At 68.0% G+C, this 22760-nt stretch carries 15 protein-coding genes, 1 other RNA gene and 2 pseudogenes; 13 read left to right on the plus strand and 5 right to left on the minus strand.

Going from position 1 to position 22760, the window contains the following annotated elements; translation table 11 throughout:
* Nucleotides 1-75: 75 nt before the first annotated feature.
* Nucleotides 76-540, minus strand: a complete 465-nt coding sequence (locus LL972_RS16880) for a MarR family winged helix-turn-helix transcriptional regulator (RefSeq protein WP_228328574.1) — start codon at nucleotides 538-540, stop codon at nucleotides 76-78.
* A 130-nt stretch (nucleotides 541-670) separates the two neighbouring features.
* On the opposite strand from LL972_RS16880, the gene folE reads away from it, so the two are divergent.
* From folE to LL972_RS16905, 5 genes and pseudogenes are all read left to right on the plus strand, one after another.
* Nucleotides 671-1273: a GTP cyclohydrolase I FolE gene (folE, locus tag LL972_RS16885; protein ID WP_016902173.1), complete on the plus strand. Its 603-nt coding sequence runs from the start codon at nucleotides 671-673 to the stop codon at nucleotides 1271-1273.
* A gap of 19 nt (nucleotides 1274-1292) precedes the next feature.
* Nucleotides 1293-2762: a DUF3375 domain-containing protein gene (locus tag LL972_RS16890; protein WP_228328575.1), complete on the plus strand. Its 1470-nt coding sequence runs from the start codon at nucleotides 1293-1295 to the stop codon at nucleotides 2760-2762.
* Nucleotides 2749-3450: a DUF4194 domain-containing protein gene (locus LL972_RS16895; protein ID WP_228328576.1), complete on the plus strand. Its 702-nt coding sequence runs from the start codon at nucleotides 2749-2751 to the stop codon at nucleotides 3448-3450. Before LL972_RS16890 ends, LL972_RS16895 begins: the two co-directional genes overlap by 14 nt.
* Before the next feature lie 384 nt (nucleotides 3451-3834).
* A pseudogene (locus LL972_RS16900) lies at nucleotides 3835-7228 on the plus strand (ATP-binding protein); the annotation flags it as partial.
* A gap of 852 nt (nucleotides 7229-8080) precedes the next feature.
* Entirely contained in the window at nucleotides 8081-10141 is a 2061-nt protein-coding gene (locus LL972_RS16905) for a TonB-dependent siderophore receptor (protein ID WP_228328578.1), read from the plus strand.
* Nucleotides 10142-10388: 247 nt separating this feature from the next.
* On the opposite strand, the pseudogene LL972_RS16910 reads toward LL972_RS16905, so the two are convergent.
* A pseudogene (locus LL972_RS16910) lies at nucleotides 10389-11095 on the minus strand (sulfite exporter TauE/SafE family protein).
* A gap of 251 nt (nucleotides 11096-11346) precedes the next feature.
* Between LL972_RS16910 and LL972_RS16915 the strand changes: the two are divergent.
* The gene (locus LL972_RS16915; protein ID WP_228328579.1) at nucleotides 11347-11736 is read left to right on the plus strand and encodes a YchJ family protein; all 390 of its coding nucleotides are present in this window, start codon (nucleotides 11347-11349) and stop codon (nucleotides 11734-11736) included.
* A gap of 168 nt (nucleotides 11737-11904) precedes the next feature.
* Here LL972_RS16915 and LL972_RS16920 read toward each other — a convergent pair whose 3' ends face one another.
* A complete protein-coding gene (locus LL972_RS16920; protein ID WP_228328580.1) occupies nucleotides 11905-12663 on the minus strand; it encodes an SDR family NAD(P)-dependent oxidoreductase in 759 nt (252 codons plus the stop codon).
* A gap of 95 nt (nucleotides 12664-12758) precedes the next feature.
* Here LL972_RS16920 and LL972_RS16925 point away from each other — a divergent pair, with 95 nt between their 5' ends.
* The 6 genes from LL972_RS16925 to bphP all read left to right on the plus strand — a co-directional run bounded on the left by LL972_RS16925 (nucleotide 12759) and on the right by bphP (nucleotide 20871).
* The gene (locus LL972_RS16925) at nucleotides 12759-13631 is read left to right on the plus strand and encodes a LysR family transcriptional regulator (protein ID WP_228328581.1); all 873 of its coding nucleotides are present in this window, start codon (nucleotides 12759-12761) and stop codon (nucleotides 13629-13631) included.
* Nucleotides 13632-13896: 265 nt separating this feature from the next.
* Complete coding sequence (locus LL972_RS16930) at nucleotides 13897-14103, plus strand: hypothetical protein (RefSeq protein WP_228328582.1); 207 nt, start codon at nucleotides 13897-13899, stop codon at nucleotides 14101-14103.
* A 363-nt stretch (nucleotides 14104-14466) separates the two neighbouring features.
* The gene (locus LL972_RS16935) at nucleotides 14467-16626 is read left to right on the plus strand and encodes a lytic murein transglycosylase (protein ID WP_266104672.1); all 2160 of its coding nucleotides are present in this window, start codon (nucleotides 14467-14469) and stop codon (nucleotides 16624-16626) included.
* A 385-nt stretch (nucleotides 16627-17011) separates the two neighbouring features.
* Nucleotides 17012-18283 carry a TCR/Tet family MFS transporter gene (locus LL972_RS16940; protein ID WP_228328584.1) on the plus strand — a complete coding sequence of 424 codons (1272 nt, stop codon included), beginning with the start codon at nucleotides 17012-17014 and terminating at the stop codon, nucleotides 18281-18283.
* Nucleotides 18284-18382: 99 nt separating this feature from the next.
* The gene (locus tag LL972_RS16945; RefSeq protein WP_228328585.1) at nucleotides 18383-18976 is read left to right on the plus strand and encodes a biliverdin-producing heme oxygenase; all 594 of its coding nucleotides are present in this window, start codon (nucleotides 18383-18385) and stop codon (nucleotides 18974-18976) included.
* The gene (gene bphP, locus LL972_RS16950) at nucleotides 18973-20871 is read left to right on the plus strand and encodes a bacteriophytochrome BphP (protein ID WP_228328586.1); all 1899 of its coding nucleotides are present in this window, start codon (nucleotides 18973-18975) and stop codon (nucleotides 20869-20871) included. Before LL972_RS16945 ends, bphP begins: the two co-directional genes overlap by 4 nt.
* Nucleotides 20872-20910: 39 nt before the next feature.
* Here bphP and LL972_RS16955 read toward each other — a convergent pair.
* Nucleotides 20911-20986: non-coding RNA, sX9 sRNA (locus LL972_RS16955), on the minus strand.
* Between LL972_RS16955 and LL972_RS16960 the strand changes: the two genes are divergently transcribed.
* Nucleotides 20972-21157: a hypothetical protein gene (locus LL972_RS16960; protein WP_228328587.1), complete on the plus strand. Its 186-nt coding sequence runs from the start codon at nucleotides 20972-20974 to the stop codon at nucleotides 21155-21157. The genes LL972_RS16955 and LL972_RS16960 overlap by 15 nt on opposite strands.
* Here the strand turns inward: LL972_RS16960 and LL972_RS16965 are convergent.
* A complete protein-coding gene (locus LL972_RS16965) occupies nucleotides 21126-22301 on the minus strand; it encodes a benzoate/H(+) symporter BenE family transporter (RefSeq protein ID WP_228328588.1) in 1176 nt (391 codons plus the stop codon). The genes LL972_RS16960 and LL972_RS16965 overlap by 32 nt on opposite strands.
* Nucleotides 22302-22760: the final 459 nt, after the last annotated feature.

A 22760-nucleotide genomic window follows, 5' to 3' on the forward strand; every position in this document is an offset into this window, starting at 1 on the left:
AGCGGCACGATCCACGCATGGGGACGATGCCTCCGCACTGTCGGCTGCTGCCGCACGGCCGCTTGCCGCGTTCCGTCAGCCGCTCGGGTCGGATTGGCCCAGCCGCGCGTGCGCCTGCGCGATCTGCTCCCACAAGGTCAGCACCACCTGCACCTGCGCCTCGCTGAGCGCGCCAAACACTTCTGCGCGCAGTGCATCCAGGCGGATCTCGATGCGCCCGACCAGCGCCTGGCCTGCGTCGGTGAGCCACAGCTGGTTGGCGCGGCGGTCGCTGCTGTCGGCCTGCCGGCGTACCAGCGCCTGCGCGGCCAGCTTGTCCAGCAGCCGCACCAGGGAGGGGCCTTCCATGCCCAGTTGCTGGGCCAGCGCCACCTGGCGGATACCGCCGCCGGAGCGGCCGATCATCAACAACGGCCCGGTGCAGGCGCTGGACAGCCCGAAGTCGGCAAATGCCTGGTCGGCCAGCCGCTGCCATTGGCGAGCGGCGACCAGCAGGCCGGAGCTGAGCTGGGCACGGGAAGAGAGAACGCTGTTCGTCATAATAGATAGGATGCTATCAATTCAACAATGAATCAATAGTCACTGAACCCGGGCAAGCCGGCGCAACCGCCACTGGGGCGGCCGGCCCGTCCTCGGGTACCATGCTCGCCCCCTTTGGGTGCACCTGCGCATGAGCCAGTCCGACCAGCCCGATTCCCCCGTCACCCAGGCCCAGGCCGAAGATGCCGTGCGCACCCTGCTGCGCTGGGCCGGCGAAGACCCGGCCCGCGAGGGCCTGCTGGATACCCCGCGCCGGGTCGCCGAAGCCTATGGCGACTGGTTCAGCGGCTACCGCGAAGAACCGCGCGAATACCTGGAACGCACCTTCGAAGAGGTGGCCGGCTACGACGAGCTGATCGTGCTGCGCGACATCTCCTACGAAAGCCATTGCGAGCACCACATGGCGCCGATCATCGGCAAGGTGCACGTGGGCTATCTGCCGCGCGGCAAGGTGGTCGGCATCAGCAAGCTGGCGCGCGTGGTGGAAAGCTATGCGCGGCGCTTCCAGGTGCAGGAAAAGATGACCGCGCAGATCGCCCAGTGCATCCAGGACGTGCTGCAGCCGCGCGGTGTCGGCGTGGTGGTGGAAGGCTCGCACGAATGCATGACCACCCGCGGCATCCACAAGCGCGGCGTCAGCATGGTGACCTCCAAGATGCTGGGCAGCTTCCGCGAAGACGCGCGCACCCGCGCCGAGTTCCTGCAGTTCATCGAAGTGGGCGGCAAGCGTTGAGGCAGCCGTTGCCGTCGCCATGAAGCACCAGGCACGTATCGCCGGCTATCGCCAATTGCGCGAGCAGCCGGTGTGGAAACTGCTGGCCGCCGACCACGCGCCGGAGCTGATCGGCCTGCTGCAGACGGTGTTGCTGGACGGCGAACGCCGCCTGCCCGCGGCCGTGCTGCACGAGCGTCTGCAGCGCCAGCTCGACGCGCTGCGCGCCGACGAACTCTCGCGCGAGTTGCCGCGTACCGCGCAGGCCTATCTGGCGCATTGGCTGGCGCAGGGCTGGCTGGAACGCCGCCTGCCCGAAGGCGCGGCCGAAGAAGAATACGAGTTGTCGCGCGCGGCCACCCAGGCCATCCGCTTCATCGTCGGTCTGCGCGAGAGCAGCAGCAGCGCCACCGAAAGCCGCCTGTCGCTGGTGATCCAGCAGCTGGTGCAGCTGGCGGGCCAGACCGAAGCCGACCCGGAGCTGCGCCTGGCCGCCCTGCGCGAAGAACGCGCGCGCATCGATGCCGAGATCGAACGCGTGGCCTCGGGCCGCGTGGCGGCACTCGACGGCAAGCGCGCGCTGGAGCGCGCCCGCGACCTGATCCATCTGTCCGACGAGCTGGCCGAGGATTTCCATCGCGTCCGCGACGATTTCGAACAGCTCAACCGCCAGTTCCGCGAGCGCATCATCGACGACGAGGGCGCGCGCGGCGACGTGCTGGAGCAGCTGTTCAACGGCGTGGACGTGATCTCCGACAGCGAGGCCGGGCGCACCTTCGAGGCGTTCTGGAGCCTGCTCAACGACACCCAGCAAAGCAGCCAGCTCGATCAGGCGCTGGATGCGCTGCTGGCACGCGGCTTCGCGCGCAAGCTGGACCGGCGCGAGCGCGCCTTCCTGCGCGGGCTGACCGGCACGCTGCTGGAGCGCGGCGGCGAGGTGCACACGGTGATGCAGCACTTCGCGCGCAGCCTGCGCGGTTTCGTGCAGAGCCGCGGCTATCTGGAACAGCGCCGGCTCAATCAATTGCTCAGGCAGGCGCAGGGCGAAGCCCTGCAGCTGCGCGACAGCCTGCACGCCACCGCCGCCACCGGCTACACGCAGGCGTTGAGCGCTGCCCGCCTGCGGTCGCTGTCGCAATGGCGCCTGCACGACCCGCGCCTGACCCAGGTCGATGGCCGCGTGCAGGCCGCCGATGCGGCGGACATCTCGCTCGACAGCGTGGGCGATCTGGTCGCGCAATCGGAGATCGACGTGCGCAGCCTGCGCCGCGACCTGCACGAACTGCTCGGTCAACGCCCGCGCCTGACCATCGGCGATGCGCTGCAGCAGCGCCCGGCCGTGCAGGGCCTGGGCAGCGTGATCGGCTACCTGTCGTTGGGCACCCGCCACGGCGTGGTGATCGACGGACAGATGGAAACGGTGCAATGGGAAGGCGGCGACGGCGCGCTGCGGCGCGCGCGCATTCCCTTGGTGTGGTTCACCCGGGAGAAACGCAATGAACTGGTCTGAGGACACCCGCCTGGATGCGGACGAGGACAGCGGCGCGTCGGCCGATGCCGGCCGCATGCCGCTGACGGAGCCATCGCCTGCACAGCCGCGCGGCGAGCTGTTTCTGGGCGACACCGGCACGCTGCCGTTCGATGCGCGGCGCGCGCTGTGCCAGCTGCTGGCCGGCCCCAGCATCGACGCGCAACGCCACGGTGCGTTGTGGCCTGCGCTGCTGCGCAACGAAGCGTCGATCCGCCAGGTGTTGTGCGAGCTGTTCCTGGAGCTGGTGCTGGACCGCGAGGGCGGGGTGGCCTTCACCCGCCAGGCCGACACCGCCGAGCTGGAATCGCCGACCCTGCTGCGCAGCGCGCCGCTGACCTTTATCGAGTCGGTGTTGCTGCTGTTCCTGCGTCAGCAACTGGCCGAGGCCGATACGCGTGGCGAGCGTGCGGTGGTGGACGAGGCACAGCTGGTGGAGGCCTTGTCGGTCTACGAGAAGAACGTGTCCACCGACCGCGCGGGATTCGCACGACGGGTGATGACGGCGATCGGCAAGATGCGCGACAACCAGTTGCTGTCGCGCCTGCGCGGCAGCGAAGAGCGCTATGAGGTCTCGCCGGTGCTGAAGTTGTTGTTCTCGGCCGAGGACGTGCAGGCTTTGGTGGTGGCGTATCGCGGCTTGCGCGAGGGAGACGTCGCGCTCGACTAAGTTCCTTCTCCCATCGGGAGAAGGAACCCAAAGGGCGGATGAGGGGACGGCCGATCGCAATGCCTGGAGATGTGACGTCTGGAGTGCGTGTCGCCGCGGTGCGCGATGAACGTCGGCAACTCTCACGCCCTGACGAACACGAGCGACTTTCTTCATGGGTGGCACTGCGGCATCAGCTTCCCCTCATCGAATGGCACGCGGTCTGGTCATCGCCCATGTCGACGCAGACCATCGCGCCACGTAGGAGCGGCCCAGGCCGCGAAGGGACGTCCCCAATCACCGTCAGCCACCGCAGTCCATGCCGTCCAGCAACACCCCGCTTCAAACATGCGTGATGTGATTCGTCTTCAGCGTTACCCGTCATCCCGTTTTGGTGAGTGAGCCATGAATTCCCAGTCCAACCTGTCGCCGGCGCAGCCGGGCGCGTCCCTGTTCACTGATTCGCTTGCCGAGCAGCGCGCGCAGCAGTTCCGCATGCGGCGCTTGCAGGTGCACAACTGGGGCACGTTCAATGGCTTGACCGAGGTACCGATCGCCGAGAAGGGCTTCCTGTTCGTCGGGCGCTCCGGGTCGGGCAAGTCGACCCTGCTGGATGCGATGTCGGCACTGCTGACCCCGCCCAGCATCGTCGACTTCAACGCCGCCGCACGCGAGGCCGAGCGCAGTGGGCGCGATCGCAGCCTGGTGTCGTATGTGCGTGGTGCCTGGGCCGATCAGCAGGACAGCGCTTCGGGCGAAATCGCCACCCAGTACCTGCGCAAGGGCGCCACCTGGTCGGCGCTGGTGCTGGAGTACCGCAACGCGCATGGCGAGACGGTCAGCCTGATTCGCCTGTTCTGGATCGCCGGCAGCGGCAATGCCGCGGCCGATGTGCGTCGTCATTACATGGTCGCGCCGCGCAGCTTCGATGTGGCCAGCGAGCTGGATGGCTTCGACCTGGACCTGCGCAAGCTCAAGGCGCGTCTGGGCGAGGAGGTCGCGCATTTCGACGGTTTCGCCGGCTACGCGGAGCGTTTCCGGCATGTGCTGGGCATCGGCAACGAGATGGCGTTGCGGTTGCTGCACAAGACCCAGTCGGCCAAGAACCTGGGCGATCTCAACGTGTTCCTGCGCGGCTTCATGCTGGACGAGCCGCGCACGTTCGAGGCCGCCGACCGGCTGGTGGAAGACTTCGCCGAACTCGATGGCGCCCATCATGCGGTGGTCACCGCACGGCGCCAGGTGGAAACGCTGAGCCCGGCACGCGAACACCATGCGGCACTGATGGCCTTGCGCCACAGCGTCGGCGAGCTGCGCGAGCTGCAGCTGGGTGTGGACAGCTATCGCGAACAGCAGCGTCTGGCCTTGCTGGAGACGCGTCTGCAGGAGCTTGACAGCCAGGACCGCGGATTGGCCGGCGAGGAAGGCCAGCGGCGTGAATCACTGGACAATCACGAACAGAAACTGGCCGGGCTGGAACGCGAACAACGCGCCGCCGGTGGCGAGCAGATCGAGGAACTGGAGCGCGAGCGCGTACGGGTCGAACGCGAGCGCGACGAGCGTCTGCGGCGGCGCGCGCAGATCGAACAGGCCTGCCGCCAGCTCGGCACGGCCCTGGCCGCAGGCGCCAGCGGCTTTGCCGCCCAGGTAGAGCATGCCCAGACCGTGCTCGAGAACGGCAAGCACGACGCCAGCGCGCTGGATGAGGCGATTGCCGAGCGCATGGGCGCGCGCCGCGACGACGAGCGGCGCTTTGCCGAGATCCGCGCCGAACTGGAGGCGTTGAAGCGCGCGCCATCGAGCATGCCGGCACCGATGCAGGCCTTGCGTGCGCGCCTGTGCGAGGACACCGGCATTGCCGAAGCCGCGCTGCCGTTCGTCGGCGAACTGGTGCAGGTGCGCGAGGATCAATCAGCCTGGCGCGGTGCGATCGAGCGCGTGCTGAGCGGTTTCGCGCAGTCGCTGCTGGTGGATGACCGCCATTACGCGCAGGTCAGCGAATGGGTCAACCGCACCCAGCTCGGCACGCGGCTGGTGTATTTCCGGGTACGTCGCAACGATGCGCTGCATGCGCGCACGCCGGATGCGCGTGCATTGCCGGGCAAGCTGCAGTTGCGCGAGCACGCCTTCACCGAGTGGCTGCGCAACGAGTTGATGCGTCGCTTCGACTACGAATGCGTCGACAACGCCGCCGCGCTGCGCAATGCCGACCGCGCCATCACCCGCGAAGGGCAGGTCAAGCATCCGGGCGATCGCTATGAGAAGGACGACCGCCACGCGGTCAACGACCGCAAGCGCTGGTTGCTGGGTCACGACAACCGCGACAAGCTCAAGGTGTTCGAGCGCGAAGCGCAGACGCTGGCCCAGCGCATCGCCGGTTGCGATGCCGACGTGGCCGCGCTGCGCAAGCAGCGCGAGCAGGACCAGGAACGGCAGCTGGCCGCGCACACGCTGGTGGAGCGCGACTGGGACGAGATCGATGTCGGCCCCAAGCTGCAGCGCCTGAGCGATATCGACGAACAGCTGCAGCAGCTGCGCGAAGGCAACAGCGGCCTGCGCGCGCTCGGCCAGGCGATCGAGACCGCACGCACCCTGCGCGACCAGGCCAAGCGCACCTACGAGGACGTGCGGCTGGAGCGCGCACAGCTGGCGCGCGAGCGGGTCCGGCTCGAACAGCAGCACGCCGCCTGCGCCAGCCGTGCCGGCACCGCCGCGCTCACGCCCACCCAGCTGCAGGGCCTGCGCGAACGCCTGGCGGCGCTGGCACCGCTGTCGCTGGACAACCTGGAAGCGCATTTCCGCGTGGTCGAGCGCGGCCTGGCCGAGCAGCTGGCCGAGAGCCAGGGCCGCGACAGCCGGCTCAGCGCGCAGCTGCTCGATTGCTTCCGCAAGTACTGCCAGCAGTGGCCGGAAGACAGCGGCGATTTCACCGTAAGCCTGGCCAGTGCCGACGATTTCCTCGCGCGGCTGGATCGCCTGGAGAGCGATGGCCTGCCGCGCCACGAGCACCGCTTCTTCGACCTGCTGCAGACCCAGAGCAAGAACAATCTGCTGGCCCTGCAGCGCCATACCGCCGAGGCCCACAAGGGCATCAAGCAGCGCATGGACGAGGTCAACGCCAGTCTGGAGCAGGTGCCGTTCAATCGCGGCACGCTGCTGACCATCGAGGTCAGCGACCGTCGCCTGGGCGAGGTGCAGGAATTCCAGCAACAGCTGCGTGCGGTGCTGTCGCATCAACAGACCGAAGACCGCGCACTGGCCGAAGCGCAGTTTTCCACCTTGCGCGCGTTGGTGGCACGCCTGGGCGCGCAGGAACCGGACGCACGCCGCTGGCGCGAGCAGGTGCTGGACGTGCGCCAGCATGTGGAATTCATCGGTGTCGAACTGGACGCACAGACCCGCGCGCAGGTGGAGATCTACCGCAGCGGCGCCGGCAAGTCCGGTGGTCAACGCCAGAAGCTGGCAACCACCTGCCTGGCCGCCGCATTGCGCTACCAGCTCGGTGGCGAAGACGGCGAACTGCCGCGCTACTGCGCGGTGGTGCTGGACGAAGCCTTCGACAAGGCCGACAACGAATTCACCGCGCTGGCAATGAACATCTTCGAGAACTTCGGTTTCCAGATGGTGGTGGCCACACCGCTGAAATCGGTGATGACGCTGGAGCCGTTCATCGGCGGTGCCTGCTTTGTGGAAATCAGCGGCCGGCACAACTCCGGCGTGCTGCTGATCGAATACGACGCGCAGGCACAGCGACTCCAGTTGCCCGAGCGCTCGCGCGGGGACGAGGCCGCTGCAGCGGTGACGGAACAGGCGGTGAGTGCTGCGCAGCGCGAGGATGCACCGCGTTCGACGCAGGGCCAAACGCGTGCGGACAGCACCGGTCCTGTCTCTGGCGCTGAGGGCGCGCCACTTCAGGACGTCCCTGCACAGGACGACGTAGCAGCCGGGGCGAGCAAGCGCGCCAGCAAGGTCGCGCCGGCATCGACGCCGGCTGTTCAAGCCGCGCCGAAGCCATCAAAAACAGCCGCTGCCAGCGCACGTGCGGGATCAGGCAAGTCGGCAGCGGCGAAGACCGCAGCGGCGAAGACCGCAGCGGGCAAGGCCGCGTCCGCCAAACCTGTACCAGCCAAACCTGCATCAACCAGGCGTGCATCGCCTGCAGCGGGCACCGCGCGCAAGTCGGCAACACCGACCAAACCGGCCAGGACGCCGGCAAACACCGGGACGGCACCCAGGCGCGCGACCGCGTCCGCCAAACCGACTGCCAGGCCGAACAAAGCCGCGACAACAGCGGCAGCGCCGAAAAAGCCTGCTGCCAAATCGACGGTGGCGACCAAGCGCGCCACCACTTCGCTGGGTGGCGCAACCAAGGCAACCAGGACAACTGCGGCGCGCAGCGCGGCCAGGCCCGTGCCAACCAAGCCCGTGCCAACCAAAACCGCAGCCAAGGCACGTCCTGCGCCCACGCGCGGATCTGCAGGCAAGCCGCGCGGAAAACGCTGAGCGCGCCACCTGGATGCCTGCGTCACCGCGCTGCGGTCGCAGGCGTCGCGGAGAAGGGCACCGCAAGCCGGCACGTGCAGATAAGAATCGTTATCATTAGCGGCCCGGATGTGTCCGCCAGTGTGCCCATCTCTCGCTGAAGATCCCGATGACCCCACTGTCTGCGCCTCGCCACCTGTTGTTCGTGTCCCTGTTTGCTGCATTGCCGGCCTCCGCCCAGGAGGCCAGCCTGCTCGATGCCATCGTGGTCAGCGAAAAGCGCGCCCTGTACCGGCCGGAAAAGGCTGCCGGTGCCACCCGCACGCAGACGCCGGTGGAGCGCATTCCGCAGGCGATCCAGGTGGTGCCGCGCTCGGTGATCGACGAACAGCAACTCACCCGGCTGGTTGATGTGGTGGCCAATGTCTCCAACGTGCAGCCCGGCGGCACCCAGGGCAATCGCTCAGAAACCTTCGTCATCCGCGGCTTCGAGGCGTCTTCGTATGCGGTCGACGGCATCCTGCTCAACCCGGCGCAGAACTTCACCGAGACCGTGCGCGATCTGGCCAATGTCGCCCAGGTGGAAGTGCTCAAGGGTCCGGCCGCAGTGCTGTACGGCCGCGGCGAACCCGGCGGGGTGATCAATCTGGTCACGCTGCGCCCGGACGCGGTGTTCGGCGGCAACGCATCGGTGCAGGTGGCCGAACATGGCCTGCGCCGCGTGCAATCAACCGTCACCGGCCCGTTGAGCCCGACGCTGTCGGCACGGCTCAGCGCCGCCGCGCAGGAGACCGGCAGCTTCCGGGACGCGCAGGCCGATGGCGATCGCGTGTTCGTCTCGCCCTCGTTGGCCTGGCGGCCGAACGCGCAGCTGCGCGCCGATCTGGATCTGGAATACACCCGCCAGACCAGCCCGGGCGATCGCGGCCTGGTCGCCATCGACGGGGTGGTACGTGGCCCGGCGCAGCGCAGCTTCGGCGAGCCATGGTCGCGCAATCACGGCAGCGCGACCACGGCTCGCGGCCGCATCGAATACGACGCCACCGACTGGCTGACGCTGCGTCAGATCCTCAATCACCAGGACGGCGACAGCGGCCGCGACGTGGCCGACTTCACCGGCTTCAGCACCGACCGCGCCTTCCTGCAGCGCCGCGCCGTGCGCCAGGACCAGCAGGTGCGCGCCACGACCTCGCAGACCGAAGCGCTGGCGCGTTTTGCCACCGGCCCGCTGCGCCATCAGCTGCTGGCCGGTGCCGAGTACGTCGATGCGCATCGCCACACCGACGAAGCGCGCGCGCCGCTGGCCCGCATCAGCGTGCGCACTCCGGTGCAGGGCGCCTTGCCGGGCACCTATGTGCCGGCCCGCGACATCGACGTCGATGCGCGTTATGCCGCCCTGTATGTGCAGGACCAGATCAGCATCGGCGAGCGCTGGGACGTGCTGGCCGGCGTGCGCTGGGACGACGTGCAGCAGACCACCATCGACAACGGCGCGCGCACCCGCGAAGACGGCCGGCGCGCCTCGCCGCGCATCGGCGTGGTGTGGAAGGCGGCGCCGCAGCTGTCGCTGTACGCCAATACCTCTACCTCGTTTCGACCCCGCAGCGCCAGCCTGTTTGCCGGCGGCAGCGCACCACCGGAGACCGGCCGCCAGTACGAGCTCGGCCTGAAAGGCGCGCTGTTCGACAACCGCGTGCTCGCCACCGCCGCCGCGTTCCAGATCACCAAGGACAACGTCGCCACCAGCGATCCGGACAACGATGGCTTCGTGCTGGTCACCGGCCAGCAACGCGTGCGCGGGCTGGAGCTGGACATCACCGGCGAGCTCACCCGCAACTGGCGGCTGATTCTGGGCGCCGGCTATCTGGATGCGCAGGTCACCCGCGATACCGTCATCCCGGCCGGCAACCGCCTGCGCGGCGTACCACGCGTCAGCGCCAGTCTGTGGAGCACCTATCACGTCGCCAGCGGGCCGCTGTACGGCCTGACCCTGGGCGCCGGCGCGGTGCATGTGGGCGAGCGCGAAGGAGATCTCGCCAACAGCTACCGCATTGCCGGCTACACGCGTTTCGATGCCTCGGCGGCGTACCGCTTCGGCGGCCGTTACCAACTGGCGCTGATGCTGCGCAATGTCGCCAACCGGTTCTACATCGAGCAACCGGTGACGCAGACCACCAACTACCCGGGTGCACCGCGCACCTTGTCGGCAACATTGAGTATGGATTTCTAAGCGACTAAGAGTCGCCAACAAAACTGTACGCAGTCGGCTGATCTGTAGCTTGGCCGCAGGGCCCTTGCCCGCCCACCAGCGCGGGACACGCTGCAAGTACGTCCTTGTAAGCTCTTACGCGGCATCATGCCGCGTAAGGTCCCGCGCTGGTGGGCGGGCAAGGGCCAGTCGAGAGGGTCGGTGTGCATGGTTGCGGGCAGTGCGCGCCGCGTGGCCGTTCGATGCGGTGCGGTCTGGTTCGCGGTCGTCAACGCAGCAGATCCCAGCCCATCTTGCCGATCAGCACGATGACCAACACAAGAAACAACTTGCGGATCAGCGGCGTGCCACCGCGCAACGCCATTCGTGTACCGGCCACTGCACCGGCCACGTTCGCCACTGCCATCGGGATGCCGATCGCCAGCATCACCTGGCCGCTGGGCAAAAAGAACGACAGCGCCGCCAGGTTGGTGGCCAGGTTCACCACCTTGGCCGCGGCCGAGGCGCGCAGAAAGTCCAGCCCGAAAAAGCGGATGAACAGGAAGATCAGGAAACCAGTTCGCGCCGGCCGATCTGGCGTGGCCGATGCAGCGCACCGAAGTCCTTCTTGATCAGCGTGTAGACCAGCATCGCGATCAGCAGCGCCAGGATCAGCGGCCGCACTGCCTGCCTGGGCATCAGGCTGACTGCGGTCGCGCCGAGAAACGAGAACGTAAACGCCGCCACCGTGGCGTACAGCACCGGCCGCCACGGAAAGCGCACATTGCGCGCATAGCGCCAGGCCGATGCAGCGGTGCCGAACATCGCACTGAACTTGTTGGTGCCCAGAATCAGCGACGGCGCCTGCTGCGGCAGGGTCGCAAACAGTCCCGGCAGCTGGATCAAGCCACCGCCGCCGACCGCCGCATCCACCAGCCCGGCGACGAAGGCGATGCACAGCAGCCACGGCAACTCGGTGGGAATCAGGTCCAGCAAGGCGGCGCTCCGCACGACGGGGGCGACAGCATAAACGCGCAGAAACCCCGTTCCCCACTTCCCGCTTCCCGCTTCCCACTTCCCAACTCCCAACTCCCAACTCCCAACTCCCAATTCCCAATTCCCAACTCCCAACTCCCAACTCCCAACTCCCAACTCCCAACTCCCAACTCCCAACTCCCAATTCCCAATTCCCAATTCCCAATTCCCAATTCCCAATTCCCAATTCCCAATTCCCGCACAATCGCCCGATGCCGACCTCCATTCCCACCGATCCCTGTCCCTGCGGCCGCGCCGCCGACTACGCGCAGTGCTGCGGGCAATACCACGCCGGCGCGGCCGCGCCCGATGCCGAGACCCTGATGCGTGCGCGCTATAGCGCCTATGTCCGCCGCGATGTGGCGTACCTGCTCGCCAGCTGGCATCCGTCCACGCGCCCACCCGCGTTGTCGCTGGACGAGGGCGGCCGCACCACCTGGCTTGGCCTGACCGTGCAACGCGCCATCGTCACCGGCACCGACACGGCCGAGGTGGCGTTTCTGGCCCGCTACCGCATCGGCGGCGGCAGTGCAGTGCGCATGACCGAACACAGCCGCTTCGTGCGTGAAGACGGCCAGTGGTATTACCTCGACGCGCGCTGAGCAGCGCCCGGCACTGTTGCTGCCGGGACACCAGGACACGGCAACGCCCAACGCGCGTCGGCACCTGTGTGCCGGCACCACGCGGCGGCGCCAGCGCTCTGGACGCTGCGGCCGACCTCAGCTTGCCAGACCCCCATCGGTCCTCGACTACGCCGGTAGCCGGTCCTGCTAGTGGGCAAAGGCGTGCAGGCCGCCGTCCACCGCAATCACCTCACCGGTCAGATAGCGTGCCAGTGGCGAGGCCAGATAGGCGACCAGATGAGCAATGTCGTCGGGTTCGCCGAAATAGCCGATCGGCACGTGGCGCGCGATGAAGGCCTGGCGCGCTTCCGGCGTGGGATGGAGCGTGTCCAGCACCTGTTCGGAGTTGATGCGTCCCGGTGCGATGGTATTGACCGTGATGCCCTCGGCCGCCAGCTGCGAGGCCATTCCCTTGGCCCAGAACTGCAGCGCTGCCTTCGCCGCGCCGGCGCCGTTGACCTCGCGGGGTTCCATGCTGCCGCTGAAGTTGATGATCCTGCCCCAGCGCCGCTGGCGCATGCCGGGCAGCAGGGCCTGGGTCATGCGCCGGGCACTGCTGAAATTGAGCGCGAAGGCTTCCTCCCAGACCGCATCGCTGGCCTCCACCGCAACCGGGCGTGCGCCGCCGGCAGTATTGACCAGGATCTCGATCCGGCCCAGCGCCTGGCTGGCGTCCCGGGCGATGCGCGCGATCTCGGTCGCGCTGGTGATGTCGCCGGGGATCACCAGCGGGCGCGGGTGCCCCTGTGCCGCGATGTCGCTGGCCAGCTGTTCCAGCCTGTCGGCGCGGCGGGCCGTGATCGCCACCTGTACACCCTCGGCCGCCAGCACGCGGGCGATGCCAGCGCCGATACCGGTGCTGGCGCCGGTCACCAATGCCGTGTGGTCACGCAATTGCAGATCCATTGACAACATCCGTCTGAGGGGGGCCTTAGCCTGATCAGTTATCGAGCCGAGATAAACGCCGATATCCTGTGTTGATTGGCAATCAGGAGTGGTGAATGGATCTGCTGGACAGCATGCAGGTGTTCGTCCGCGTGGTGGACGGCGGCAGCCTCGCCGCAGCGGCGCAGGCCCACGGCATTTCCCCGACCATGGCAGGCAACCACCTGCGCGCCCTGGAGCAACGCCTCGGTCTGCAGTTGCTGGTGCGGACCACCCGACGGCAACGGCTGACCGCGTTTGGCGAGGCCTACTACGGGCGTTGCCGGGAAATTCTCGAGCTGGTCGCCGACACCGAGCTGCAAGCCGACAGTCAGCGCCTGGAACCGGCCGGGCCGTTGCGGGTCGCCGCGCCGGTGTCGTTCGGAACCTATGGGCTCACGCCGGTGCTTGGCGAGTACCTGCAACGTCATCCGCAGGTGAGGCTGGATCTGCAGCTCAGCGATCGGGTGCAGGATCTGGTCGAGGAGGGCATCGACGTGGCCATCCGCATCGGGGCGCTGGGCGAGTCCTCCCTGGTGGCGCGCGCGCTGCAGCCTTATCGCCTGTGGTGCTGCGCGACGCCGGCCTATCTGCAGCGCAACGGCACCCCGCAACGGCTTGCCGAGCTGGCCCGGCACCAATGCCTGGGGATGGATGCCAAGGCGCTCGGCCAGTGGCAGGACTACACCGGCGAGCGCATTGGCCCGCTGTCGCGCGGGCAGTTGCATCTCACCAGCGGCGCCGCCCTGCACCTGGCCGCCTTGCAGGACCTGGGCATCGTCCTGCAGCCGGCCTTCCTGCTGCATGCCGATGTCGAAGCGGGCCGGCTGGTGCGGTTGTTCCAGGACCAGGAGCTGCACCGTCCGCTAAGCGTGCTCTATCCCCAGACCCGCTGGCGCTCGGTCACGGTACGCAGCTTCGTCGCGTTCCTGCTGGAGCGGTTTGCCTGATGCCGCCGGGTGCCAGACGGACCCAGTGGCTGCGCGCGCTGGCGGAGCCTGGCCGGTGCGGCGATCGTGCAGGGCGATCCGTGCGCCGTATTGCCGCCGCGATCACCCGGGATTGGCTCCATCGCCAGTGTGATCTGACGCTGGCGATGGCACCCCGTTCGTTCCGACGAACGGCAGGCACAGCCGTGTTTTCTCGACATCACGTTCGCAGCCGATCCCGGAAGCTTGCCGCCTCGGCGGAGCTCGCCGCGGGGCGGACACGATCATGGCAACCTTCAATCTCTGGCAGTGGGTGCTTGTGGCCATCGCGGTGTTTGCGATCGTGCTGCCGGCGTGCCTGGCCACTGCACTGATCTGGTTCGGTCCCCGCCACGACGCCCCACGCAAGGCCCGCGCCCGCCGTGTGTCCGACACCAGTCCCTCCAGCCCGGCCTTGTCACTGCTGACCGGCATCACCGGCGACGGCAGCTAAGCGCGGCGATCGACGCCGCTGGGCTGCCGCAGCACATCCACCAGGCGCGCCGGTTCGACATCTCGGCCTCGGCACGCGACATCGCTCGCTGGAAGGTCATCACCTAAAAGGTCATCACCTAAAAGGTCATCACCTAAAAGGGTCAGATAGCGTCTTCGCTGCGCTCACCGGTTTGAAAAGCGCGCCGTATAGTCACTCCCGCGTTTCGCCACCGACGAGCGCAGCGCACCCTGATGCGGCGACATCGCCACCTGTACGCCTGTACGCCTGCAACCCGCCAGGTTGGCTATCCTCGTCGGCTCGACTTGCCGCAGGAGCGCTCCACCGCATGACTTCCGTCCACACGCCGGCCACCGCGCCGTGATGCGGTCCCGGCGCGTCCTGCCCGCGCTGTTGGCGCTGCTGCCGCTGATCGCCTGCGCCGATCCGGCCTTCGACCGCTGCCTGGCCGGCCTGCAGACCCAGGCCGCCGCCAAGGGCGTGGGGGCCGCCGACTTCCAGCGCTTCACCGCCGGCCTGGCGCCCGACCCCAGCGTGTTGCCGCTGCTCGATGCCCAGCCCGAGTTCACCACCCCGATCTGGGACTACCTCGCTAGCCTGGTCGACAGCCAGCGCGTGGCCGACGGCCGGGCGATGCTGGTCACCCATCGCGACCTGCTCACGCGCCTGTCCGAACAGACCGGCGTCGATCCGGCCACCATCGTGGCGGTCTGGGGCGTGGAGAGCGACTACGGCCGCGTCACCGGCAAGCGCCCGCTGCTGGTCTCGCTGGCCACGCTGTCGTGCGCCGGCCGCCGCCAGCCGTTCTTCCGTGGCGAATTTCTCGCCTTGCTCGGCCTGCTGCAGCAAGGCGACCTGTCGCCGGATGGCTTGACCGGCTCCTGGGCCGGCGCCTTCGGGCAGACCCAGTTCATGCCCTCGACCTATGCCCGCATCGCGGTGGACGGCGACGGCGACGGCCGCCGTGATCTAGTCGCCAGCATTCCCGACGCGCTAGCGTCCACCGCCAACTATCTGGTCAAGGCCGGCTGGGAGCGCGCCCGTCCCTGGGGCATGGAAGTGCGCCTGCCCGCCGGCTTCGATGCCAGCAAGGCCGGCCGCACCCGGCGCCAGCCGCTGCAGGCCTGGCAGAACGCAGGGCTGCTCGGCACCGACGGCAAGGCCCTGGCGCCGACCGGTCTGCCCGCCGACGCCCCCGCTGCCCTGTTGCTGCCGGCCGGCGCGACCGGCCCGGCATTCCTGGTGTTCCGCAACTACGACGCGATCTACACCTATAACGCCGCCGAAAGCTACGCGCTGTCGATCGCCTTGCTCGCCGACCGCCTGCGCGGCGGCGCCGGCCTGGTCGCCGCCTGGCCCACCGACGACCCCGGCCTGGGCCGGCCCGAACGGCGCGAACTGCAGCAATTGCTGCTGGCTCGCGGCCACCTGATCGGCGAGGCCGACGGCATGATCGGAACCGCCAGCCGGCGCGCCATCCAGGTCGAACAGACCCGCCTGGGCCTGCAACCGGCCGACGGTCGCCCCGGGCAACGCATCCTCACCGCCCTGCGCGGCGCCCCGCCGGCCACCGGCGCGGCCGCCGTCCGCGCCACTGCGTTCAAGCTGCCGGCCGCCTATCCCGCATTCGCCCAATCCCCCATCGTCCAGAAGGCACCCCCCATGTCCGACCTCACCGGCCTGCGCACAGGCGATTTCCATGGTTTTCCCTCGCTGTTGATCGACACCCCGTTCTCCACCGCCGCCATCAGCCTGTTCGGCGGCCAGTTGCTGTCGTTCGTGCCCAAGGGCGGGCAGGACGTGATGTGGCTGTCGCCCACCGCCAAGCAGCCGCCCACCCCGATCCGCGGCGGCGCCCCGGTGTGCTGGCCATACTTCGGCCGCCAGGACCAGACCGGCGAGGTCCCTGCGCACGGCTTTGTGCGCACCGTGCCCTGGCAGCTCACCGAGAGCCGGCGCGAGGACGACGGCACCCTGGTGCTCACGCTGACCCCGCCCAGTTTCGATGACCTGGCGCTGCGCCTGCGCATGACCCTGCGTATCGGCCGCACCCTCGAACAACGCCTGATCACCGAAAACACCAGTCCTGCCCCGGTGCGCTTCACCCAGGCGCTGCACAACTATTTCCGGGTCGGCGACGCGCTCAAGGTCAGCGTGCAGGGCCTGGACGGGCTGGACTACCTCGACAAGTACGAGAACTACGCCACCGCCCATCGCCAGCAGGGCGACTGGAGCCTGCGCGACCCACGCGATCCCGGCCGCAGCGACCGCATCTATACCAACGCCGGCGGCCGCTACACCCTGACCGACCCTGTGCTCGGCCGTCGCATCGTCATCGCCACCCAGGGCAGCCGCTCGCTGGTGGCCTGGAACCCGGGCGAAGAAGCCGCCGCCAAGATGGCCGACGTGGGCGAGGGCTGGCGCGACTACGTCTGCCTGGAAGCGGCCAATGCCGGCCCGGACGTGATCGAACTCGCCCCCGGCGCCAGCCACACGCTGACCCAGACCATCAGCGTCGAATAAGCGCAAGATTCGCCCAAGGCACGCGCAGAGCCCGCGCTGCTTTCCCCAAGACAGTAAGAGGCAGAGATGCTCCCTTCTCCCACCGGGAGAAGGTGCCCCGAAGGGGCGGATGAGGGTACGCGCGAAGCCTGGTGGAGTTTGAGTGCACATGTGGTTTCGCCCCCCGTACCCTCACCCCAACCCCTCTTCCGGCGGGAGAGGGGCTTGAACGACATCGCAATGATCTTGCGCTGGACGCAGAGACCAGGCTCTTCTGATGCACAGGCCAAGCGCTTCCCTTCTCCCCTCGGGAGAAGGTGCCCGAAGGGCGGATGAGGGTAGGTAAGCTCATCCCCACCGCTCAATCCGCCGCTACACTCGCCGCTTCGCCCCTGCGTGCCGCGCGATGTCCATCTCTCCCGATTCCGCATCCGCTCCTGCCACGGGCCGGCGCCGCGCCGCGCTAATCTTCATCTTCATCACCGTGCTGATCGACGTGCTGTCCTTCGGCGTGATCATTCCGGTGCTGCCGGATCTGGTGCGCCAGTTCACCCGGGGCGACTACGCCGTCGCGGCCGGCTGGATCGGCTGGTTCGGTTTCCTGTTTGCCGCCATCCAGTTTGTCTGCTCGCCGCTGCAGGGCACCCTGTCCGACCGCTACGGCCGCCGCCCGGTGATCCTGCTCTCGTGCCTGGGGCTGGGCCTGGATTTCATCCTGATGGCCGTCGCCCATTCCCTGCCGATGCTGCTGCTGGCGCGGGTGATCTCCGGGGTGTGTTCGGCCAGCTTCTCCACCGCCAATGCCTACATCGCCGACGTCACCCCGGCCGACAAACGCGCCGGCGCGTTCGGCATGCTTGGCGCGGCGTTCGGTATTGGGTTTGTCGCCGGCCCGTTGATCGGCGGCTGGCTGGGCAGCATCGGCCTGCGCTGGCCGTTCTGGTTTGCCGCCGGGCTGGCGCTGTTGAACGTGCTGTATGGCTGGTTGGTATTGCCCGAATCGTTGCCTGCCGAACGCCGCACGCCACGCCTGGACTGGTCCCATGCCAACCCGCTCGGCGCACTCAAGCTGCTGCGCCGTTATCCGCAGGTGTTCGGCCTGGCCTCGGTGGTGTTTCTGGCCAACCTGGCGCACTACGTCTATCCCAGCATCTTCGTGCTGTTCGCCGGGTATCAGTATCACTGGGGCCCGCGCGAGGTGAGCTGGGTGCTGGCCGGCGTCGGCGTGTGCAGCATCATCGTCAATGCGCTGCTGGTCGGCCGGCTGGTGCGCTGGCTGGGCGAACGCCGTGCGCTGCTGCTGGGCCTGGGCTGCGGGGTGGTCGGTTTCGTCATCTACGGGCTGGCCGACAGCGGCGCCGCGTTCCTGGTCGGCGTGCCGATCAGCGCGTTCTGGGCGATCGCCGCACCGGCCGCGCAGGCCTTGATCACCCGCGAGGTCGGCGCCGATGCGCAGGGCCGCGTGCAGGGCGCGCTGACCAGCCTGGTCAGTCTGGCCGGCATCGCCGGTCCGCTGTTGTTTGCCAACGTGTTCGCCTGGTTCATCGGTCGCGGCGCACCGCTGCATCTGCCTGGCGCCCCCTGGTTGCTGGCGGGTCTCCTGCTGGCCGCAGGCTGGGTCATGGCCTGGAAGCGGGCAGGGCGGGGTGCCGGCGCGGCCCCCGCCGTCCAAGGCTGACGCCAACCTATTCAGCTTGTGCTCGCGCCCGCTTTATCTGATTTGCGCAGTCACTGCTAGGCTGATGCACTCCGTGCTGCCGCACCGCTTCGACTCCCTATGTGTCCTGACACCCTGGCTGTTCCGCCCTCGGCTGCGCTCGCGTTGCGCCATGCCACGCAGGACACCCATCGCCTGGTCGAAACGGTTCCGCTGATGCAGGCGCTGGGGCAGGGGCGGGTCGATTGCGCCGCCTACGCGCTGATCCTGCGCCGGCACCATGCACTGCTGGCCGGCTTCGAAGTGCAACTGGGCGACTGGCTCAGCACCCTGACCGGCAGCGGCTGGCAGTATCGCCGCCGCGTACCGGCCTTGCGCGAGGACCTGCACACGCTCGGCCAGCAACCGCAGACAGCCATCGCAGCGCCCACCGCCGGCAGCGATGCCGCGCGCTGGGGCATGCTCTACGTCATCGAAGGCTCGCAACTGGGTGGACGGATGATCGCGCGCATCTTGCGCAAGCAGCAGCCTGCGCTGGCTGACGCCTTGCGGTACTTCGAACTGGCCAACGACGATCCGGCCGGCTGGCGCCATTTCCAGGCAGTGCTCGATCAACGCCTCGACACTGCTTCCGCGCGCGAGGCCGCCATCGACGGCGCGCAGCGCATGTTTGTCCACTTCCACACCTGTCTTGCAGCGGAGCCGCGCGCGTGAATCAGCCTACCGAACCCCTGGACATGGATGTCTGCGCGCGTGAGCCGATCCATATCCCCGGCCTGATCCAGCCGTACGGCGTGCTGCTGGTGATCGAGCCGGCCGACGGCCGCATCGTGCAGGCCAGCACCACCGCCGCCGACCTGCTCGGCGTGCCGCTGGCCGAGCTGCTGGGCATGCCGTACACGCAAGTACTCGAACTGCCCGGCGAGCAGCCGTTCGTGGTCGAGGACCAAGCGCAGCACCTGCTGCATGCCGATGTGCGCTTCCCCCGGCGCGCAGCGCCGACCGAGCACCCGTGGGTGGCCGCCTGGCATCTGTATCCGGAGCAATGGCTGGTCGAAATCGAGCCGCGCGACGCACGCCTGATGGACGTCACCCTGCGCGAAGCGCTGCCGCTGTTGCGCAGCATTGAGCGCGATCCCGGCATCGCCGAAGCCGCCGTGCGCGCTGCCAAGGGACTGCGCAGCATGATCGGCTTCGACCGGGTGATGGTGTATCGCTTCGATGAAGAGTGGAACGGCGACGTCATCGCCGAAGCGCGCCAACCCGAGCTGGACGCCTATCTCGGCCTGCATTACCCGGCCACCGACATCCCGGCCCAGGCGCGCGCGCTGTACCTGCGCAACCGCGTCCGCCAGATCGCCGATGTCGGCTATCGGGCCTCGCCGATCGAACCCACGCTGCATCCGCGTCTGGGCACCCCGGTGGATCTGAGCGATGTCAGCCTGCGCAGCGTCTCGCCGGTGCATCTGGAATACCTGGCCAACATGGGCGTGACCGCCACGCTGGTGTCCTCGATCGTCGTCAACGATGCACTATGGGGGCTGATCGCCTGCCACCACTACGGCCCGCACTTCACCAGCCATGCCATGCGCGATGCCACCGATGCGGTGACCCGCGCGCTGGCCGGGCGTATCGGCGCATTGCAGGCGGTGGCGCGTGCGCACATGGAATCGGTGCTGCTCACCGTGCGCGAGAAGTTGATCACCGACTTCAACGACGCCGACCAGATGACCGTGGAAATGCTCGCCGACATGGCGCCGGACCTGATGGACGTGGTCGACGCCGATGGCGTGGCGATTTTCCACGGCAGCGAGATCAGCCGGCATGGCAGTACCCCGGACGCGGCCGCGCTGCGCCGCATCCGCGACCACATCGAATCCGAACACCATGACGCCCTGCGCGAAGACGCGGTCGGCGCCCTGCATGTGGATGCGATCGGCGAGGTGTTCCCCGAGCTGGCCGACCTTGCCCCGCTGGCCGCCGGCTTCATCTTCGTGCCGCTGATGCCGCAATCGCGCAGCGCCTTGCTGTGGACCCGCCGCGAGCAGGTGCAGCAGGTCAAATGGGCTGGTAATCCACAGCTGGCCAAGCTGGCGGACATCCCCAACTCACGGTTGTCGCCACGCAAGAGCTTCGACCTCTGGCAGGAGACCGTGCGCGGTCGCGCGCGGCGCTGGTCGCCGCTGCACCTGGAATCGGCGCGCAGCCTGCGCGTGCTGATCGAACTGATGGAGCGCAAGCGCTTCCAACAGGATTTCACCCTGCTCGAAGCCTCGCTCTCGCGCCTGCGCGATGGCGTGGCCATCATTGAACGTGGCACGGCCGCGCACCGGCTGATGTTCGTCAACCCGGCCTTCGCAGAGCTCAGCCAGACCGAAGTGGCCGACCTGATCGGTTGCGACATCCTGTCCCTGCTGGCCAGCGATGCCGCCCCGCCCAAGGTGGAACTGCTCGAAGACGCGTTGCGGCAAGGGCGCGCCGCCTACGTCACCCTGCCGTTGCGCTCGCAGGACAGCGCGCCGGTCTACCGCCAGTTCCATCTCGAACCGCTGCCCAGCCCCAATGGCGTCACTGCCCACTGGTTGTTGCAGCTACGCGATCCCGAATAAGCCCGGTCGACAACCGGATGGCCTGCCGCAGCTAAGCGTGGCCAGTAAAACGTGGCGCGCAGTCGTAAGGTGGGTGCGGACGGCGCACAGGAACCGCAGTTTGCGCGTGATACAGAACGTGTTCCGCGTGGGCCTGGTCCGCGTCGAGCGCGCGGTCAAGGAGCGGTTGTCGATGGCCGAATCCGAAGGTCTGACCCCGCAGGAATTGATGCCGATTCCGGGCACCGCGCGCCCGTCTGGCGGTTTGACGGTCGCTAAGCCCGCCGCTGCAACACCAACAAGGTGACCGTTCCGGCCACCAGGCCCCAGAACGAGGCGCCGATCCCGCCCAGCGTCAGCCCCGATGCGGTCACCAGGAAGGTGATCAAGGCCGCTTCGCGCTCGCTGTCCTGCTGCAGGGCCGCCGCCAGGCTGTTGCCGATCGTGCCCAGCAGGGCGATCCCTGCGATCGCCATTACCAGCTCGCGCGGGAAGGCCGCAAACACCGCCGCCACGGTCGCGCCGAACACGCCGATCAGCACATAGAACATGCCCGCGCTTACCGCAGCGGTGTAACGCCGCGCCGGATCCTCGTGCGCCTCGCGGCCCATGCAGATCGCCGCGGTGATGGCCGCCAGGTTCAAGGCATAGCCACCGAACGGCGCCAGCAGCGTATTGACCACCCCGATCCAGCCGATCGTCGGCGAGATCGGCACGCTGTAGCCGGAGGCGCGGATCACCGCCACGCCCGGCACGTTCTGCGAGGCCATGGTGACCACGAACAACGGAATCGCCAGCCCGAACAACGCCGCCCACGACAACGACGGCACCACCAGCACCGGGTGGGCCAGTTCAAGCTGCACGCTCCTCCACTGCATCGACCCGCTGCCGGCCGCAATCGCCACGCCGACCAGCAAGGTCGCAATCACCGCATAGCGTGCAAACCAGCGTCGCCCGGCCAGATAGGCTGCCAGCATCGCCAGCGTCAGCAACGCCTGGCTCTGCATCGCCACGAACAGGTCCAGCCCGAAGCGCAACAACACCCCGGCCAACATGCCCGAGGCCAGCGAGATCGGAATGCGCCGAATCGCCCGCTCGAACAATCCCGAGAAGCCGGCCGCCGTGCCAAGTACCGCAGCCACCACAAACGCACCGACCGCCTCGCGCAACGGCACCCCGGCCGCACTGCCGATCAACATGGCCGCACCCGGCGTGGACCAGGCCGTCACCACCGGCACCCGGTAGCGCAGCGACAGGCCGATGCAGGTCACGCCCATGCCGATGCCGAGCGCCCAAATCCACGAAGCGATCTGCGCCTGGTCCGCCCCCAGGTGACGCGCCGCCTCGAACACGATCACCGCAGAACTGGCAAAGCCCACCAACACCGTGACAAAGCCCGCGGCAATCGCAGGCAGGGACAGATCGCGAAGCAGGCTGCGGGAAGGAGGCATCGTGAGCTCTCTATCTAGTGCACGCATTCTCACCGAGCGCGCCGAGGATCGATACCACTGCACCTTGTGTGGTTGGCGCTCTATCGACAGTCTTTGTCTGCATGGAAAGCGCTGCTTTACCGGGTACACGCGGTGCCGTGTCTTAGATGGAGAGAGCAGCCCCGATCCACCGCATAGTGCGTGGAATCAGGGCCCGCGCATGGGCGCAATGATGCCCCTGTCATGCCAGTGTCAAAAAGTGCTTGCACTTCTGCACAGTCTCGATAAACTGCGCGGCCTCGCTCAGGACGGCGGCGCTTCTCGAAGCACCGCAACAACGAACGGGGCGAATCGGAAACATCACAAGGTGTTGACGAAACGGAAAAGCCGGCTATGATGGGCAGCTCGTTACACGGAAAGATGCTTCGGCAGATTGAAGTGCGGCGGCGGCAACTTCCTCTTCACGAGGGGTTGACGAAG

It is taken from the genome of Xanthomonas campestris pv. asclepiadis, from assembly GCF_020784175.1.
GTDB classification, from domain to species: domain Bacteria; phylum Pseudomonadota; class Gammaproteobacteria; order Xanthomonadales; family Xanthomonadaceae; genus Xanthomonas; species Xanthomonas campestris_D.